Raw genomic sequence first — 14,063 nt, forward strand, 5'->3', positions numbered from 1 at the left:
GCGTAATGCATGCTCAAATAATATGCGGGCTAGACGGCCGTTGATGCGATGCAAATCAGCGGCGCGCAGATTCGATCGTTTGCTGCGGCGCGGCTTGCAGAAATTGCTGGACCTGCTCGCTGTAGAATTTGGCGTTTCCGGTGGTGCCGTGGCCGCGCGTCTCGGTGCTTGCCGGAATGAGATACAGTTTGCTGTTCTTGACCCGCGTCATCGCAGCGTCCGTGATGCCGGTCTCAGGCGGGTTGCGTTCGTCGTCGGCTGAATTGATCAGCAGCAGCGGCGCTTCGATGGCCTCCAGCTTCTCGCCGGCATTGTAGTTATGCGAAGACTCCCACTGGTAGACGAAGTCGTTGGCATCTGCCGTGATCGGCATGGCCAGCCGCTCGTCGACGATCTTGTCGGCCTTCGCCGCCGTCGGCGCCTGCGATTGATAGGCCAGCGTTCCACCGATGCTCGCGATGCCGTAGGCGGTGATGGCGTATTTCATCATGCGCGGCTGGCTGGTGTAATTCCCGCCGTTGTAGTCGGGGTCGCTGCGGATGGTGTCGAGCATGATCCGCCGCAGCATCCAGTTTCGGGATGCCATCTCGGTCGGCTGCGAGGCCATCGGGATCAGCGCGTCCATCGCCTTCGGATATTTCTCGCCCCACAACCAGGTGTGCATGCCGCCCATCGAATTGCCGATGACGAGCCGCAGATGCTTGACCCCGAGCCCTTCCGTCACCAGGCGATACTGGGCCTCGACCATGTCGTTGTAGTCGTATTTCGGGAAGCTCGTCTTCATCCCGTCGGACGGTTTTGACGATTTGCCATGACCGATATTATCGGGGATGATGATGTAATATTTGGAGGCATCGAGTGGCTGCCCCGCGCCGAACAGCTCGCCGGCAAAGGCTGATGACAGCATGCTCGCGCCCGAGCCGCCGGTGCCATGCAGCACCAGGACCGGCTGGCCGCTCGGCTCACCCACGGTTGTGTAGTGCAGCTTCAGCTCCGGCATGGTCTCGCCGGTGTGGAACTTGAAATCCCTGGCGATCCAGGCGCCCTGCTTCGGCGTCGGATAATCGGCCGCCCATGCGGATGTCGAGATGGCCGCCAACGAGACGGACAACAGGATGGCTGACAGCGCCGCGCAAGAAGCTTTCATGTCGATTTCCCCCGTGCGGCTCTGGTCGGCGGCCGCGTTGCGGCGGAACTTAGCAGAACTGTCCGGAAGGATGTAGGATTTCGTTTTCGCCGGTCGTCCTTGAGGGAAAGGTCAGGAGAGACTGCATGTGCCGCAACATCAAGACGCTGTTCAACTTCGAGCCGGAGGCGACCGAGGATGAGATCCACGCCAGCGCGCTCCAGTTCGTTCGAAAACTGTCTGGCTTCAACAAGCCGTCGCAGGCCAACGAGGCAGCCTTCGATCGTGCGGTGGCGGAGGTCTCGGAGGCTGCGCGAAAACTCCTGACGTCGCTGCACACCCATGCCCCGGCGCGCGACCGTGAGGTCGAGGCGGAAAAGGCCAAGGAACGCTCGCGGCTGCGCTTCGGTTAGGCGGCTCGAAGGTCCGTTCCGTGACCTGCCTCACGGTGACAACGGTCTCAGCGCGCGATGATGTTCGCCGGGCTTTTGACACGCCGGAGCACCACCATGACCCGCCCCCTTCTTCCGCTGAAAGCAGGTGCCATCGTTTTCACGTTGCTGTGGACCGCGTGGATGACGTGGTGGAGCGGTTCGTTCTCGAGCGCGAACGTCGTGATCCTGGCCTTGTGCGGCGCAGCGGTCGGCTATCTCTGGTACCGCGCCATGCGCTGGCAATTCGAGCGCATGGGCATGCTGCCGCGACGCGAGAATGGGACGAAATAGATTCGTCCGTCAGTCCTTGTGGCCGTGCTTCTTCTTTTTCTTCTTCTTCCTGTGATCGCCTTCGCTGTCCTCGTCTTCGTCATCGAGGGGCGCGTCGTCGGTCTCCTGCACCGCGGCTTCCAGCGCCTCGCGCTCGGCAGCCTCATGCTCGCGCTGGCGGCGGCGTTCGTCCCAGGCGTCGAACAGCTGATCGAGCCACGGCAGCACCTGTTCGATCGACGGCAACTGGCCGGGCGGACCGGCCTCGCCGCGCGGGCCCTGCGGCCCCGCCGGCCCCTGCGGTCCGACAGGTCCCTGTGCACCGGCCGCCCCGCGCGGGCCGGCTTCGCCCTGCTTGCCTTGCGGACCGGGCTTGCCCAGCGGTCCAGGCTTTCCGATCGGGCCCGGCTTGCCCTGCGGACCTGGCTTGCCACGCGCGCCATCGGGCCCGCGCTTGCCTGGATGACCCTGCGGTCCCGGCCGCCCCGGTTCGCCCTGCCGTCCGCGCGGTCCCTGAGGTCCCTGCCGTTTTTGTTCGTCTGCCACGCCGCTGCTCCCTTGACCGGAAGCAAGTAATTAGCGGCGTTTGACGACAGCAGCAATTCCGTCGGGCTCGCGCCTGGGCATGATCAACACCAATCGGCGGCACGTCGCGCGCTAGTCGTGATAGGCCGGCACCTCGATGCCGGAGGCGGCGTAGAGCCTGATCTTGTTGCGCAACGTGCGCACCGAGAGGCCGAGCACGCGTGAGGCGCGCGTGCGATTGCCGTCGCAGCGGGCGAGCGTCTGCAGCACGAGCTCACGCTCGACCTCGTCGACGGTCGCGCCGATCAGCAGCGGAACGATCTGGTTCGGTGAAAGGACATACGCGCCCGGTTCGGACGCAGCGACATGAACAGTGGTCATCGACACACTCCCCGATCAACGCCCGCTTCCGTCTTTGGAAGCGGATCGAGAACAAACGACCCCCAAGCCGTAGATCTACGGTGGGCGGGTTTGGTTAACGAAAGGTTAACAGCGGGCGATCGCACGAATTGACCTTGGGAATGCCGCCGCGCCGCCGCGATTGGCACGGATTGCATATTCCTGCGAGCATACCCCGCAAAGCAGGCATCCCTCCCGCTCACACCGTCCGGTATCCGCCATCCACCATCACGATCGTTCCCGTGACGTAGGCCGACATGTCCGACGCAAGGAAGATCGCGGGACCCACGATGTCCTCGGGCTTGCCGGTGCGCGCCAGCGGGGTGTGATCGACGAAAGCCTGCACCAGCGCCGGATTGGTCGCACGCACATTGGCGTTGATGTTAGTCTCGATGAAGCCCGGCCCGATTGCATTGACGCGCACGCCCTCCTTGCCGAGCTCGACCGCGAGCGCCTTGGTGAAGCCGAGCACGCCGTGTTTCGAGGTGGTGTAGGCCGCCGAGCTCGGCGTGCGCAGATGCACGAAGGACTGGATCGATCCGATATTGACGATGCGGCCCTTGGCTGCTCGCAAGGGCGCGAGGAACGCCTGCGTCATGTTGAAGACGCCGTTGAGGTTGAGCGAGATGATGTCATTCCAATCCTTCGCCACCGTCTCCGTATCGGCGGTGAAGGCGTTGCGGCGGGTGATGCCGGCATTGTTGACGAGGATCGAGACCTGCCCGACCTTGTCGGCGACTTGCCTGGCGAGCGCGAAGCAGTCGTCGCGTTTGGTGACGTCGAGTGCAAAGCTCTCGGCCTTGCCGCCGGACTTGCGGATCCCCTCGGCGGCTTCCGCGACCGTGTCGGCGTTGACGTCGAGCAGCACCACTTGCGCGCCCTCGCGGGCGTAGCCGGACGCGATGGCCCGGCCGATGCCGGAACCGGCGCCCGTGACGATCGCGATGTGGTTTGCGAGCAATGCCATGACAATTTCCTCCCGATTTCTTTTCGAAGTTTCATGAAAGGCTAACTCGAAATTAAGGGGTCGGAAACGGCGCCCTTGGCATACTGATCTTGATTGCTAAACGTTGCGCGCATGATGGAACGGCTCGAATCCTGGAAACTCGCACTCGAACGCCTGCGGTCGGCGGACGGCGCCGGTTGGGCCGAGGCGGGCCGGCTGGTGGCCGAGATCGCGCGGATGAGCACCGATACCATGCTGCGTCAGGCCGCCGAGCAGGCGCTTCCTGTGCTGCGCCAGGCCGTAGGCAATGACGATCACAGCGTCACGCTGGCGGCACGGCGCCGTCTCGGCGTGGTGCTCGATGTCGTTCACGACCTGAGCGCGCCGCGCTTCGGGCGCCGCAATGCTGCGCCGAAAAAATTGTCCAGCGAGGATCGTGCCCGCAAGGTGCTCGGCCTGCCGCTCGCGGTGCAGCTCACCTGCGAGGACATCAATCAGGCGTATCGCCGCGCCGCCAAGGGCATGCACCCCGACCAGGGCGGCAGCGCGGAAGCGTTCATCGACCTCGCCGCCGCGCGCGACCTCCTGATCCATCCCGGCGCGTACAAGGACGCGTGAGGGCTCATGTGCTATCCTGTAGCCCGGATGAGCGAAGCGACATCCGGGACGGGTCTAGCCCATGGTTTTGTATCGCAGAAATTTTCTTCCCGGCGGCACCTACTTTTTCACTGTAGCGCTCTTCGACCGCAGATCGACCATTTTGATTGAAAACGTTGGCGCCCTGCGTGATGCCTTCCGGGCCGCTCGCAGGCAGCGCCCGTTCGAGGTCGATGCGATCGTGATCCTTCCGGACCATTTGCATGTCGTCATGAGCCTCCCGCCGCATGACGCCGATTTCGCGGGACGTTGGCGAAGGATCAAGGGGCATTTCAGCAGCGCACTACTGCATGCGGGTATCGACGTAGCCCGCCACTCCAATGGAGAATTGGCTCTGTGGCAACGACGCTACTGGGAGCACACGGTTCGCGACGAAGATGATTTCGCCCGCCACGTGGATTACATTCACTTCAACCCCGTCAAGCATCGCTACGTCCAGCGCGTTTGTGATTGGCCGCATTCGTCCTTTCACCGATATGCGCGGGCGGGATTGCTCTCGGAAGACTGGGCGGGCGATGCCGGCGAAAGTGGGATTGCTTTCGGTGAGCGAGCCCAGGGAGGCTGACCGGGAATTCCCGGATATCGCTTCGCTCATCCGGGCTACGGACGTCAGACTTGGAGTCGGACGCTGGTGCGCCCCGGACAAGATGTGAGTGGGTCCGCCAACCGGCCAGGTTCAAAGCGTGTGCGCGGAAAATGGGTGACGTCGGCCGAAAAACCGGTGGTCCGTCCAAAAGAAAAGGGCGGTCCGCTTGCGCGATCCGCCCTTTGAAATCCGGTCTGTCGCCTCACGCCTAGAGCGTGCAGCGGCGCTCCGCGCGCAGCTTGATCTGGAGCTCCGAGGCGGCCGTGAAGGTCGGGAGCGGCTTGCTGACGACCTTGTAGGTCGACACGCCCCACTGGAACGGCTTGTACTTGAGGTCCTCGTTCCAGACCTGGCAAATGCCGGTGTTGTCCCAGCGGATCACGTAATAGCCGACTGCCGCAGAGGCCGGCACGGCGAACACGGAGGTGGCGATGCCGGCAACGGCACAAAGGGCGAGAACGCGACGCATGAAATATCTCCTGATGGGAACGTGAGAGAAAACTGGTGCGGCAAATCTGCGTGGCTGGCAAGCGGGGCGGCGACCGTTCACGGATATGTCAGCCGTTGGTCGGCTGTTCGGACGACCCTTATCCCTTGACTATCGCCTGACGATCACACGTCTAACTCTTGGCCAGCGACGCCACCGCCTCGATCTCGATCAGCATCTTCGGATCGGGCAGTGCGTGGACCACGCAGGTGGTGCGGGCAGGGTAAGGCGGCGGGCCGAAGGCGCCGGCATAGAGCGCGTTCATGGCGGCCACGTCGGAGGCGCGGGTCAGCAGCACGTTGACCTTGACGAGATCGCGGATCTCGGCGCCGGCCTCCGCCAGCACGCGCTTGATGTTGACGGCGACGTTGGCGAACTGCGCATCGAAGCCGTCGGGCAGCGCGCCGGTCGCGTCGAAGCCGGGAATGCCGGAGACGAACAGGAGATCGCCGGCGCGCGTGGCAAAGGACAGCGGCGGCGCCTTGACGTGCGGCGGGGGCGCGAAGTGCTGGATCGGCATGGGATCACCTCGGATGGACGGCTGGACGCGCAAGCGTAGCGGCAGCTCGGGGCGCCTCCAACAAAAAACGCGAAAACAACCCCATGCACAGTAGGCATCCAGCAGGAATCGTTGAGCTTTCTTTTTCACTTCGGGAAAAACAAAATAATCGTTGCCCCGTCGGGCAAAACAGGGGCAGAATGGCATGATGGCGGTGAGCGTCTTGTCGCGCCAAACTCCGCCGTCATGCCCCGGCTCGACGGGGCATCCAGTACGCCGCGGCTTTTCGGTTCACTATCGCTCTCTCTGGAATACTGGATCGCCCGGTTGAACCGGGCGATGACAGTTGAGTGTGTTGCTACAGACCGCGACTCACGCCCATCCCATCATGTTGCCGCCCCGATCCATCGGATAGATTCCGCTCGTTCGATTCGTTTCCCTCCTTGAAGAATAGCCCCCGGAGACTCCCATGAAGTTCGCATCCACCCTCCGCGCCGCGCTGGTCGGCATTGCCGCGCTTGCCGGCCTCTCGACCTCGGCTCTGGCCGACGGCGGCACCGTGGTGCTGACGATCTACAAGGCGGGCTGGATCATCGGCGGCTCCGGCGGCTCGGGCGTGCTGAACTTCCGCGGCCGCGCCTATTCGCTCTCGACCGGCGGGCTCGACTACGGCCTCGTCTTCGGCGGCTCCAAGACCGTGCTGCGCGGCCGCGTCTCCAACATCAACCGGCCCTCCGACATCGCCGGCGTCTATGGCGCCGCCGGTGCGGGCATCGCAGTGGGCCGCGGCGCGCGTGCGATCGTGCTGACCAACCAGAAGGGCGCCGTGCTCGAGCTGTCCGGCACGCAGGTCGGCCTGATGGCGAATGCGGATCTGAGCGGGCTTGCGATCACGCTGCGGTAAGGCCGATGTCGTAGGGGGAAATGGGGCGCAAGCGCCGCGCCCACCATCTCTTCCCGACTATTCCGGCCGGGGTCGCTATACTCACGATCCCAGTGACCTCGGCAAGATGGGGATCCCATGGCGAGAGAGTTGGACGGCAAGGTGGCGGCCGTGACCGGGGCTGCGTCGGGCATCGGATTGGCCAGCACCGAGGCGATGCTGGCCGCCGGCGCGCGCGTGGTGATGGTCGACCGCGATGAGGCCGCGCTGAAGGCGCTCCGCGACAAGCACGGCGACGCGGTGATCCCGCTGCTCATCGATCTGCTGGACCCAAAAGACTGTGCAACGCTGCTGCCGCGGGTTCTGGAGCAGGTTGGCCAGCTCGATATCCTGCATGCGAATGCCGGGACGTATGTCGGTGGCGATCTGGTCGATGCCGACACCATGGCGATCGACCGGATGCTGAACCTGAATGTCAACGTCGTGATGAAGAACGTACACGACGTGCTGCCGCACATGATCGCGCGCGGGACCGGCGACATCATCGTCACGAGCTCGCTGGCGGCGCATTTTCCCACGCCATGGGAGCCGGTCTATGCGTCGTCCAAATGGGCGGTGAACTGCTTCGTCCAGACGGTGCGGCGCCAGGTCTTCAAGCACGGCATCCGCGTCGGCTCGATTTCGCCCGGTCCGGTCGTCAGCGCCTTGCTCGCGGACTGGCCGCCGGAGAAGCTGAAGGAAGCCAGGGACTCGGGAAGCCTGCTGGAGGCCGGCGACGTGGCTGAGGTCGTGATGTTCATGCTGACGCGGCCGCGCGGCATGACCATCCGCGACGTGGTGATGCTGCCGACCAATTTCGATCTTTAGGGCGCCAAGCGTGCCCCGGTGAACACCGCCAATTGCGCATCGAACGCCCGCCTGAAAGCCGGCCGCGCTTCGCCGCGGGCGACATAGGCGGCGATATCTGGATATTCGTTCAGCAGGCCCGATGTGTGCAACCGGCGCAGCACCGTCACCATCATGAGATCGCCGGCGCTGAACGCACCGTCGAGCCAGTTGGCATCGCCGAGTTGGCGGGACAATTCACCGAGCCTGACACGGACGCGATCCTGCAGCATCGGCAGCCGCGGCGCGTACCAGCTCTTGTCGCGCTCGAACAGCATGGCCATCCCGAGCTCGACGATCGGCGGCTCCAGCGTGCTCAGGGCGGCAAACATCCACGCGATCGCGCGGGCGCGGGCGTGCGGCTCCATCGGCAGCAGCCCGGCATGGCGGTCGGCGAGATGGAGTACGATCGCGCCGGACTCGAACAAGGCGAGGTCGCCGTCCTCATAGGTCGGGATCTGCCCGAACGGATGTAGCGCGAGATGCGCGGGCGCCTTCATGTCCTCGAACGAAACCAGACGCACATCGTAAGGCTGCCCCACCTCTTCAAGCGCCCAGCGCACTCGCATGTCGCGCGCCTGTCCCTTGCCGCGGTCGGGCGAGTTTGCGAAGGCGGTGATGGTGGGGGGCATCGGGAGGGGCTCCGGGGTTGATCGCGTTTTGCGTTCGGAGGACGAATGGAATGAGTGGATTCCGACAGGTTAATGGGTTTTCGTGGACCCCGTAGCCCCATGAGCGATAGCGATATGCGGGGCAGCTGCGGGCCCCGGATGTCGCTGTCGCTCATCCGGGCTACAAGAAAATCCCGCGGCCACTGTCGGATCGTTGCCCCCTGCCTCGTCCTTGGAACACTGGCACCCTGCGGCGCGTCCAGCCGAGGCGAAAGGATACACGTTAATGACCTCCATCACGCCGTTTCTCTGGTTCGACAACAACGTGCCGGAGGCCGTCGCCTTCTACAAATCGGTGTTCCCCAACGCCAAGGTTGAGACCGTCAGCGACTTCATGGCGGTGTTCGAGCTCGAAGGCCAGCGCTTCAACGCGCTCAACGGGGGCCCGCAATACAAGTTCAACGAAGCGGTGTCGTTCTTCATCAGCGTAGAGACGCAGGCGGAAGTCGATTATTTCTGGGACAGGCTCACCGCCGACGGCGGCGAGGAGTCCCGCTGCGGCTGGCTCAAGGACAAGTTCGGCCTGTCCTGGCAGGTGATCCCATCAGCGCTCGGCCGCTACCTCGGCGACCCCGACCGCAGCAAGGCGAACCGCGTCATGCAGGCGATGATGCAGATGAGAAAGATCGTGATTGTGGATTTGGATAAGGCGTATGCGGGGTGAACTTGTCGCGGGATGCGTTGCCTAAATCGGCGGTGTCGTCCCGGCGAAGGCCGGAACCCATACCGCGGAATCCATCGATTACGAATGGTCGCTGTACCGGACCTCGAGTCTCCGCCAAACCACTCCGTGGGTTATGGGTCCCGGCCTTCGCCGGGACGACGCCTGAGGGGGCGAGCGCTATCGCAAATTCACGCTACGCGGCGATCCACGCCGCAAGCTTTCGCCACGGCTCCAGCGTCCAATGCCCTGACGCAGCACCCGACGGCGAGGGCAGGACGAAAATCTCCGGCAAACTCTCATCGCGTGGCTGCCGCCCCAGCGCAATCACGCTCGACGGCGTGCCGTAAAACAAGCTCGCCGCCTTCTTGCTCGTGAACGCAATTGTCCGCGGTCGATACTTCTCGATCTTGGCCCTGAACCCCGGCACGTCGATTGTCTCAGCCGCGATCTGATGATCCATCCCGGCGCCCGACTTGGAGAGATCGGTGAAGCCGATCCCGAGCTCCAGCAGCGCCGCAAACTCGCCTGGCTGATAGCGCCGCGGCGTGATCCCGGCCTCATGAATCGCGCGCCAAAAGCGGTTGCCGGGATGGGCGTAGTAGTGCCCGAGCTCGGCCGAGCGCGTGCTGGCGGCAGTGCCGACGAAGACGAGGCGGAGGTTGGGACGGAGCTGGTCGGGGAGGCGGTGAGGGGATGTATCGGGCACGTCAATTATCCGCGGCTGTAGCCCGCATGAACGGAGTGATATGCGGGGCGGCAAAGACCCGGATGTCGCTGCGCTCATCCGGGCTACGCTTGCCCGCGCTAGTCCGATTTGCGCGTCACACGCACCGCCCGAGCCGCATCTAACTCATAAACTCCGTCGGTGCAGTGGTCTGTCAAAAGATCGAGGCTGAATGATACCCAAGAGTCTCCAATTGCAGACCATGCTTCGCCGGTAAGTTTGGTTTCGTGTACATTGATACTGCGGAAGCTATCGCACGAAATCCGCGGACTAATCCATCACAGGTCATCTGACCGAACCGCGCTAAAATCGACCAACCCTTGGAAAACCACCAGTCCAAGAGCCGGTACCGCAATCACTTGTCCGGTGTCACTTGCAATGTGATCTCTAACTGCACGGTTCTTCCGGATCGATAATGCAGGTGTCGCCACACGCGACAACGATCACGTCCCTTCCGTTGGGATGATCGAGCACAGTGGTGTAATCGAAGATGCCTCCCACGAAATTGCCGATCCATGGATCGGAACCCTTGGGATAGAAGCGGACAACCAAACCTTCCCGAAATTCGCGCTCACCGTGTCCGGTCAAAGAGATGGCCGGAGGTCCGTACGGTGGTAGTCCTGGTAGTATTTCAGACCGCATGGGCCGTTCGCATTGCGTTTCCAACTTTGGGGGCGACGATCGTCGCCCCCAAAGTTCGCACGGGCCCGCTCACAACACCCGATTGCTCTCCTTCACCTTCTCCGCATCCAGATACAAGTTCTCGCCCATCTCCTTGAACTTCGCGCTCATCTTGGCCATGCCGTCCTCGGCAGTCCCGCTCATCGACATGCCCACGCCGTTCGGGTCGTTCAGCGTCGCCGCATAATCCCGCACGTCCTGGGTGATCTTCATCGAGCAGAACTTCGGGCCGCACATCGAACAGAAATGCGCGACCTTGTGGGCTTCCTTGGGCAGGGTCTCGTCGTGGAAGTTTTTCGCGGTGTCGGGGTCGAGGCCGAGGTTGAACTGGTCGCTCCAGCGGAAGTCGAAACGGGCGCGGGACAGCGCGTCGTCGCGCAGCTGGGCTGCCGGGTGGCCCTTGGCGAGGTCGCTCGCGTGGGCGGCGATCTTGTAGGTGATGACGCCGACCTTAACGTCGTTGCGATCGGGCAGGCCGAGATGCTCCTTCGGCGTGACGTAGCAGAGCATGGCGCAGCCGAACCAGCCGATCATGGCGGCACCGATGCCCGAGGTGATGTGGTCGTAGCCCGGCGCGATGTCGGTGGTCAGGGGCCCGAGGGTGTAGAACGGCGCTTCGCCGCACTCCTTGAGCTGCTTGTCCATGTTGATCTTGATCTTGTGCATCGGCACGTGGCCGGGGCCTTCGATCATGACCTGGCAGCCCTTGTCCCACGCGATCTTCGTGAGCTCTCCGAGCGTCTCCAGCTCGGCGAACTGCGCGCGGTCGTTGGCGTCGGCGATCGAGCCCGGACGCAGGCCGTCGCCGAGCGAGAACGAGACGTCATACTTGCGCATGAGGTCGCAGATCTCGTCGAAATGGGTGTAGAGGAAGCTTTCCTTGTGATGCGCCAGGCACCACTTCGCCATGATCGAGCCGCCGCGGCTGACGATGCCGGTGACGCGGTTGGCGGTGAGGTGGATGTATTGCAGGCGCACGCCGGCGTGGATGGTGAAATAGTCGACGCCCTGCTCGCACTGCTCGATCAGCGTGTCCTTGTAGAGCTCCCAGGTCAGCTTGACCGGATCGCCGTCGCACTTCTCCAGCGCCTGATAAATCGGAACGGTGCCGATCGGCACCGGCGCGTTGCGCAGGATCCATTCACGGGTGGTGTGGATGTTGCGGCCCGTGGAGAGGTCCATCACGGTGTCGGCGCCCCAGCGGATCGCCCATACCATCTTCTCGACCTCTTCCTCGACCGATGACGTGACCGCCGAGTTGCCGATATTGGCGTTGATCTTGGTCAGGAAGTTGCGGCCGATGATCATCGGCTCGAGTTCGCTGTGATTGATGTTGCAGGGGATGATGGCGCGGCCGCGCGCGATCTCGGAGCGGACGAACTCCGGGGTGATGAACGCGGGGACTTCCGCGCCGAAACTTTCGCCGTCGGCAAGGGCTGCTTCCGCACGCTCGAGCTGCTGTTTGCGGCCGAGGTTTTCGCGCGCGGCGACGTAGATCATCTCCTTGGTGATGATGCCGGCGCGGGCGAACTCGAGCTGCGTGATCTTGTGGCCGTCGAGGCCGCGGAGCGGCTGGTGATAGGCCGAGAAGGCGCGCGCGGCCTTGTCGGTGGAGACGCTGCCATTGTCCTCCGGCTTGATCTGCCGTCCCTGATATTCCTCGACGCCGCCGCGCTCGAGCACCCAGGCCTTGCGGCCGCGCGCGAGACCGGCGTTGACGTCGATGGTCACGCTCGGGTCGGTGTAGGGGCCGGAGGTGTCGTACACCGGCAGGTTCGGCTCGCCGGCGCCTTCGGACAGGATGATCTCGCGCAGGGGCACGCGCAGGTCGGGCGCGGCATCGGGCGAGGCGAAGATTTTTCGCGACGAGGGCAGCGGGCCGGTGGTGACGGCCGGGACGGTCTTGTCGGGATTGGAGCGGATGTTCATGGGATCCTCCGGTTTAATTCGTTGATGTCGCTGTGCGAGAGGCAAATTCGGCTGTCATCCCCGCCTAGTGCGCAATTGCGCACGGGAGCGGGGATCCAGTACTCCGAGACGGTGCGGCTCAAGCCGAGAAGCCGCGGCGTACTGGATCGCCCGGTCGAGCCGGGCGATGACAGTGGCGTGCGGGGTGAGAGAGTGAGGCGCATCACGCCGCCTCCGCGGACAGGCCGAGCCATTGCCGCACCCGCGCATCCGCGTCGGCATTCTGGGTGACGTCGCTGACGACGGCGATGGAATCCGCGCCCGCGGCAAAGATCTCCGCGGCGTGCTCGAACTTGATGCCGCCGATCGCGACCAGCGGGATATTGCCGATGCGCTTCTTCCATTCCGTGATCTTCGGAATGCCCTGCGGCTCGAAGCGCATCGACTTCAAGGTGGTGAAGAAGATCGGGCCCAGCGCAACATAATCGGGCTCGGCGGCGAGCGCGGTGTCCAGCTCCGCATCGTCGTGGGTGGAGACGCCGAGCGACAAGCCGGCCTCGCGGATGGCAGCGAGGTCGGCGTCGGCAAGGTCCTCCTGGCCGAGATGCAGATATTTTGCGCCGGCGACGATCGCCGCGCGCCAATAGTCGTTGACGACGAGCTTGGCTTGCGTGCCCGCGGTGATCGCCAGCGCGTCGGTGACCATCTGCAGCGATTGCGAGTCGTCGAGGTCCTTTGCGCGCAGCTGGATGGTGCCGACGCCGAGCCTGGTCAGGCGCTCGACCCAGGCGAGGCTGTCGACGACGGGATAAAAGCGATCAGGATACGGCATGCCAGAACGGTGTCCCAACGACAGGGGTGGAAGGGGAGGCGAAATCGCGGGCGTTCATCAGCCCGGCCTCAAAAGCGGTGCGGCCGGCCTCGACGCCGAGGCGGAAGGCGTTGGCCATGGCGACGGGATCGGCGGCTTTTGCGATGGCGGTGTTGAGCAGCACGGCGTCGTAGCCGAGCTCGAGCGCCTGCGCCGCATGCGAGGGCGCACCGATGCCGGCGTCGACCACCAGGGTGATATCAGGCAGCCGCTCGCGCATCAGCTTGAGCGCGTCACGGTTGGTGATGCCTTTCGCGCTGCCGATCGGCGCCGCCCACGGCATCACAACCTTGCAGCCGGCATCGACCAGGCGGTTTGCGACCGAGAGATCCTCGGTGCAGTAGGGGAACACTTCGAAGCCGTCCTTGATCAAAATGGCGGCGGCTTCGACCAGTCCAACGACATCGGGCTGCAGCGTGTCGTTGTCGGCGATGACTTCGAGCTTGATCCAGCTCGTGCCGAATAGTTCGCGCGCGAGCTTGGCCGTCGTCACCGCCTCGCGCACGCTGCGGCAGCCGGCGGTGTTCGGCAGCACGGTGACGTCGAGCTCGCGGATCAGATTCCAGAACGCATCGCCGGTCTTGCCACCAGCGGATTCGCGCCGCAGCGACACCGTGACGATGTTCGAGCCCGAGGCGCGGATCGCCGACTGCATGATCGCAGGCGAGGGATAGAGCGCGCTGCCGATCAGGAGGCGGGAGGGGAAGGTTTTGCCGTAGAAGGTCACCATGGGGTGTCTCTCCAAATGACACTGTCATCCCCGCCTAGTGCGCAAATTGCGCACGGGGGGCGGGGATCCAGTATTCCAGAGGCGGTGCGGTTAGAACCGAGACGCCGCGGCGTACTG

18 protein-coding genes are annotated in these 14,063 nt (G+C 64.0%); 7 read left to right on the top strand and 11 right to left on the bottom strand.

The annotated features are described in order from the left end of the window. Nucleotides 1-55 precede the first annotated feature (55 nt). Nucleotides 56-1,147, bottom strand: coding sequence for an alpha/beta fold hydrolase (locus tag BcanWU425_RS10470; protein ID WP_204512109.1), 1,092 nt, complete (start codon nt 1,145-1,147; stop codon nt 56-58). A gap of 125 nt (nt 1,148-1,272) precedes the next feature. Between BcanWU425_RS10470 and BcanWU425_RS10475 the strand changes: the two genes are divergently transcribed. Together BcanWU425_RS10475 and BcanWU425_RS10480 are read left to right on the top strand one after the other, a co-directional pair. Beyond that, on the top strand, nt 1,273-1,539 hold the full coding sequence (locus BcanWU425_RS10475; protein ID WP_018454139.1) for a DUF2277 domain-containing protein: 267 nt from the start codon (nt 1,273-1,275) through the stop codon (nt 1,537-1,539). A 96-nt stretch (nt 1,540-1,635) separates the two neighbouring features. Then, nucleotides 1,636-1,851, top strand: coding sequence for a hypothetical protein (locus tag BcanWU425_RS10480; RefSeq protein WP_027519699.1), 216 nt, complete (start codon nt 1,636-1,638; stop codon nt 1,849-1,851). 9 nt (nt 1,852-1,860) lie between these two features. Here BcanWU425_RS10480 and BcanWU425_RS10485 read toward each other — a convergent pair whose 3' ends face one another. The 3 genes from BcanWU425_RS10485 to BcanWU425_RS10495 form a co-directional block, all read right to left on the bottom strand. Further along, nucleotides 1,861-2,376, bottom strand: a complete 516-nt coding sequence (locus tag BcanWU425_RS10485) for a collagen-like protein (protein ID WP_085351859.1) — start codon at nt 2,374-2,376, stop codon at nt 1,861-1,863. 111 nt (nt 2,377-2,487) lie between these two features. Then, nucleotides 2,488-2,736: a helix-turn-helix domain-containing protein gene (locus BcanWU425_RS10490; RefSeq protein ID WP_018454141.1), complete on the bottom strand. Its 249-nt coding sequence runs from the start codon at nt 2,734-2,736 to the stop codon at nt 2,488-2,490. Nucleotides 2,737-2,953: 217 nt separating this feature from the next. Then, nucleotides 2,954-3,721: an SDR family NAD(P)-dependent oxidoreductase gene (locus BcanWU425_RS10495; RefSeq protein WP_085361455.1), complete on the bottom strand. Its 768-nt coding sequence runs from the start codon at nt 3,719-3,721 to the stop codon at nt 2,954-2,956. 111 nt (nt 3,722-3,832) lie between these two features. Between BcanWU425_RS10495 and BcanWU425_RS10500 the strand changes: the two genes are divergently transcribed. After that, nucleotides 3,833-4,318: a J domain-containing protein gene (locus BcanWU425_RS10500; RefSeq protein WP_204512108.1), complete on the top strand. Its 486-nt coding sequence runs from the start codon at nt 3,833-3,835 to the stop codon at nt 4,316-4,318. A 61-nt stretch (nt 4,319-4,379) separates the two neighbouring features. Next, on the top strand, nt 4,380-4,922 hold the full coding sequence (locus BcanWU425_RS10505; protein ID WP_204512107.1) for an REP-associated tyrosine transposase: 543 nt from the start codon (nt 4,380-4,382) through the stop codon (nt 4,920-4,922). 229 nt (nt 4,923-5,151) lie between these two features. Here the strand turns inward: BcanWU425_RS10505 and BcanWU425_RS10510 are convergent, their stop codons facing one another. Both BcanWU425_RS10510 and BcanWU425_RS10515 read right to left on the bottom strand, forming a co-directional pair. Beyond that, on the bottom strand, nt 5,152-5,412 hold the full coding sequence (locus tag BcanWU425_RS10510) for a hypothetical protein (protein ID WP_007613673.1): 261 nt from the start codon (nt 5,410-5,412) through the stop codon (nt 5,152-5,154). 151 nt (nt 5,413-5,563) lie between these two features. Beyond that, a complete protein-coding gene (locus BcanWU425_RS10515) occupies nt 5,564-5,950 on the bottom strand; it encodes a RidA family protein (protein WP_085361452.1) in 387 nt (128 codons plus the stop codon). 448 nt (nt 5,951-6,398) lie between these two features. Here BcanWU425_RS10515 and BcanWU425_RS10520 point away from each other — a divergent pair, with 448 nt between their 5' ends. Then, a complete protein-coding gene (locus BcanWU425_RS10520) occupies nt 6,399-6,833 on the top strand; it encodes a hypothetical protein (RefSeq protein WP_018454147.1) in 435 nt (144 codons plus the stop codon). A gap of 117 nt (nt 6,834-6,950) precedes the next feature. Beyond that, entirely contained in the window at nt 6,951-7,679 is a 729-nt protein-coding gene (locus BcanWU425_RS10525) for an SDR family oxidoreductase (RefSeq protein WP_204512106.1), read from the top strand. Here BcanWU425_RS10525 and BcanWU425_RS10530 read toward each other — a convergent pair. Continuing rightward, nucleotides 7,676-8,329, bottom strand: a complete 654-nt coding sequence (locus tag BcanWU425_RS10530) for a glutathione S-transferase family protein (RefSeq protein ID WP_204512105.1) — start codon at nt 8,327-8,329, stop codon at nt 7,676-7,678. The two genes, BcanWU425_RS10525 and BcanWU425_RS10530, sit on opposite strands and share 4 nt — an antisense overlap. A gap of 265 nt (nt 8,330-8,594) precedes the next feature. On the opposite strand from BcanWU425_RS10530, the gene BcanWU425_RS10535 reads away from it, so the two are divergent. Next, entirely contained in the window at nt 8,595-9,032 is a 438-nt protein-coding gene (locus BcanWU425_RS10535) for a VOC family protein (RefSeq protein ID WP_204512104.1), read from the top strand. Nucleotides 9,033-9,225: 193 nt separating this feature from the next. Here the strand turns inward: BcanWU425_RS10535 and BcanWU425_RS10540 are convergent, their stop codons facing one another. The 4 genes from BcanWU425_RS10540 to BcanWU425_RS10555 form a co-directional block, all read right to left on the bottom strand. Further along, nucleotides 9,226-9,738 carry a mismatch-specific DNA-glycosylase gene (locus BcanWU425_RS10540; RefSeq protein ID WP_204512103.1) on the bottom strand — a complete coding sequence of 171 codons (513 nt, stop codon included), beginning with the start codon at nt 9,736-9,738 and terminating at the stop codon, nt 9,226-9,228. A 729-nt stretch (nt 9,739-10,467) separates the two neighbouring features. After that, complete coding sequence (gene thiC, locus BcanWU425_RS10545; RefSeq protein ID WP_204512102.1) at nt 10,468-12,366, bottom strand: phosphomethylpyrimidine synthase ThiC; 1,899 nt, start codon at nt 12,364-12,366, stop codon at nt 10,468-10,470. A 202-nt stretch (nt 12,367-12,568) separates the two neighbouring features. Then, entirely contained in the window at nt 12,569-13,177 is a 609-nt protein-coding gene (locus BcanWU425_RS10550) for a thiamine phosphate synthase (RefSeq protein ID WP_204512101.1), read from the bottom strand. Next, the gene (locus BcanWU425_RS10555; RefSeq protein WP_204512100.1) at nt 13,164-13,946 is read right to left on the bottom strand and encodes a thiazole synthase; all 783 of its coding nucleotides are present in this window, start codon (nt 13,944-13,946) and stop codon (nt 13,164-13,166) included. The genes BcanWU425_RS10550 and BcanWU425_RS10555 overlap by 14 nt, the downstream gene beginning before the upstream one ends. Between the last annotated feature and the right edge of the window lie 117 nt (nt 13,947-14,063).

Origin of the sequence: Bradyrhizobium sp. WU425 (genome assembly GCF_021052305.1) — a bacterium.
Lineage (GTDB): Bacteria > Pseudomonadota > Alphaproteobacteria > Rhizobiales > Xanthobacteraceae > Bradyrhizobium > Bradyrhizobium canariense_D.

Bases quoted from the DNA above. Each gene is read 5' to 3' on its own strand.
- BcanWU425_RS10515 (WP_085361452.1), bottom strand. From the start codon at position 5,950: ATGCCGATCCAGCACTTCGCGCCCCCGCCGCACGTCAAGGCGCCGCCG.
- BcanWU425_RS10470 (WP_204512109.1), bottom strand. From the start codon at position 1,147: ATGAAAGCTTCTTGCGCGGCGCTGTCAGCCATCCTGTTGTCCGTCTCG.
- BcanWU425_RS10500 (WP_204512108.1), top strand. From the start codon at position 3,833: ATGATGGAACGGCTCGAATCCTGGAAACTCGCACTCGAACGCCTGCGG.
- BcanWU425_RS10505 (WP_204512107.1), top strand. From the start codon at position 4,380: ATGGTTTTGTATCGCAGAAATTTTCTTCCCGGCGGCACCTACTTTTTC.
- BcanWU425_RS10480 (WP_027519699.1), top strand. From the start codon at position 1,636: ATGACCCGCCCCCTTCTTCCGCTGAAAGCAGGTGCCATCGTTTTCACG.
- thiC (WP_204512102.1), bottom strand. From the start codon at position 12,366: ATGAACATCCGCTCCAATCCCGACAAGACCGTCCCGGCCGTCACCACC.
- BcanWU425_RS10535 (WP_204512104.1), top strand. From the start codon at position 8,595: ATGACCTCCATCACGCCGTTTCTCTGGTTCGACAACAACGTGCCGGAG.
- BcanWU425_RS10520 (WP_018454147.1), top strand. From the start codon at position 6,399: ATGAAGTTCGCATCCACCCTCCGCGCCGCGCTGGTCGGCATTGCCGCG.
- BcanWU425_RS10495 (WP_085361455.1), bottom strand. From the start codon at position 3,721: ATGGCATTGCTCGCAAACCACATCGCGATCGTCACGGGCGCCGGTTCC.
- BcanWU425_RS10490 (WP_018454141.1), bottom strand. From the start codon at position 2,736: ATGACCACTGTTCATGTCGCTGCGTCCGAACCGGGCGCGTATGTCCTT.
- BcanWU425_RS10475 (WP_018454139.1), top strand. From the start codon at position 1,273: ATGTGCCGCAACATCAAGACGCTGTTCAACTTCGAGCCGGAGGCGACC.
- BcanWU425_RS10525 (WP_204512106.1), top strand. From the start codon at position 6,951: ATGGCGAGAGAGTTGGACGGCAAGGTGGCGGCCGTGACCGGGGCTGCG.
- BcanWU425_RS10510 (WP_007613673.1), bottom strand. From the start codon at position 5,412: ATGCGTCGCGTTCTCGCCCTTTGTGCCGTTGCCGGCATCGCCACCTCC.
- BcanWU425_RS10555 (WP_204512100.1), bottom strand. From the start codon at position 13,946: ATGGTGACCTTCTACGGCAAAACCTTCCCCTCCCGCCTCCTGATCGGC.
- BcanWU425_RS10550 (WP_204512101.1), bottom strand. From the start codon at position 13,177: ATGCCGTATCCTGATCGCTTTTATCCCGTCGTCGACAGCCTCGCCTGG.
- BcanWU425_RS10530 (WP_204512105.1), bottom strand. From the start codon at position 8,329: ATGCCCCCCACCATCACCGCCTTCGCAAACTCGCCCGACCGCGGCAAG.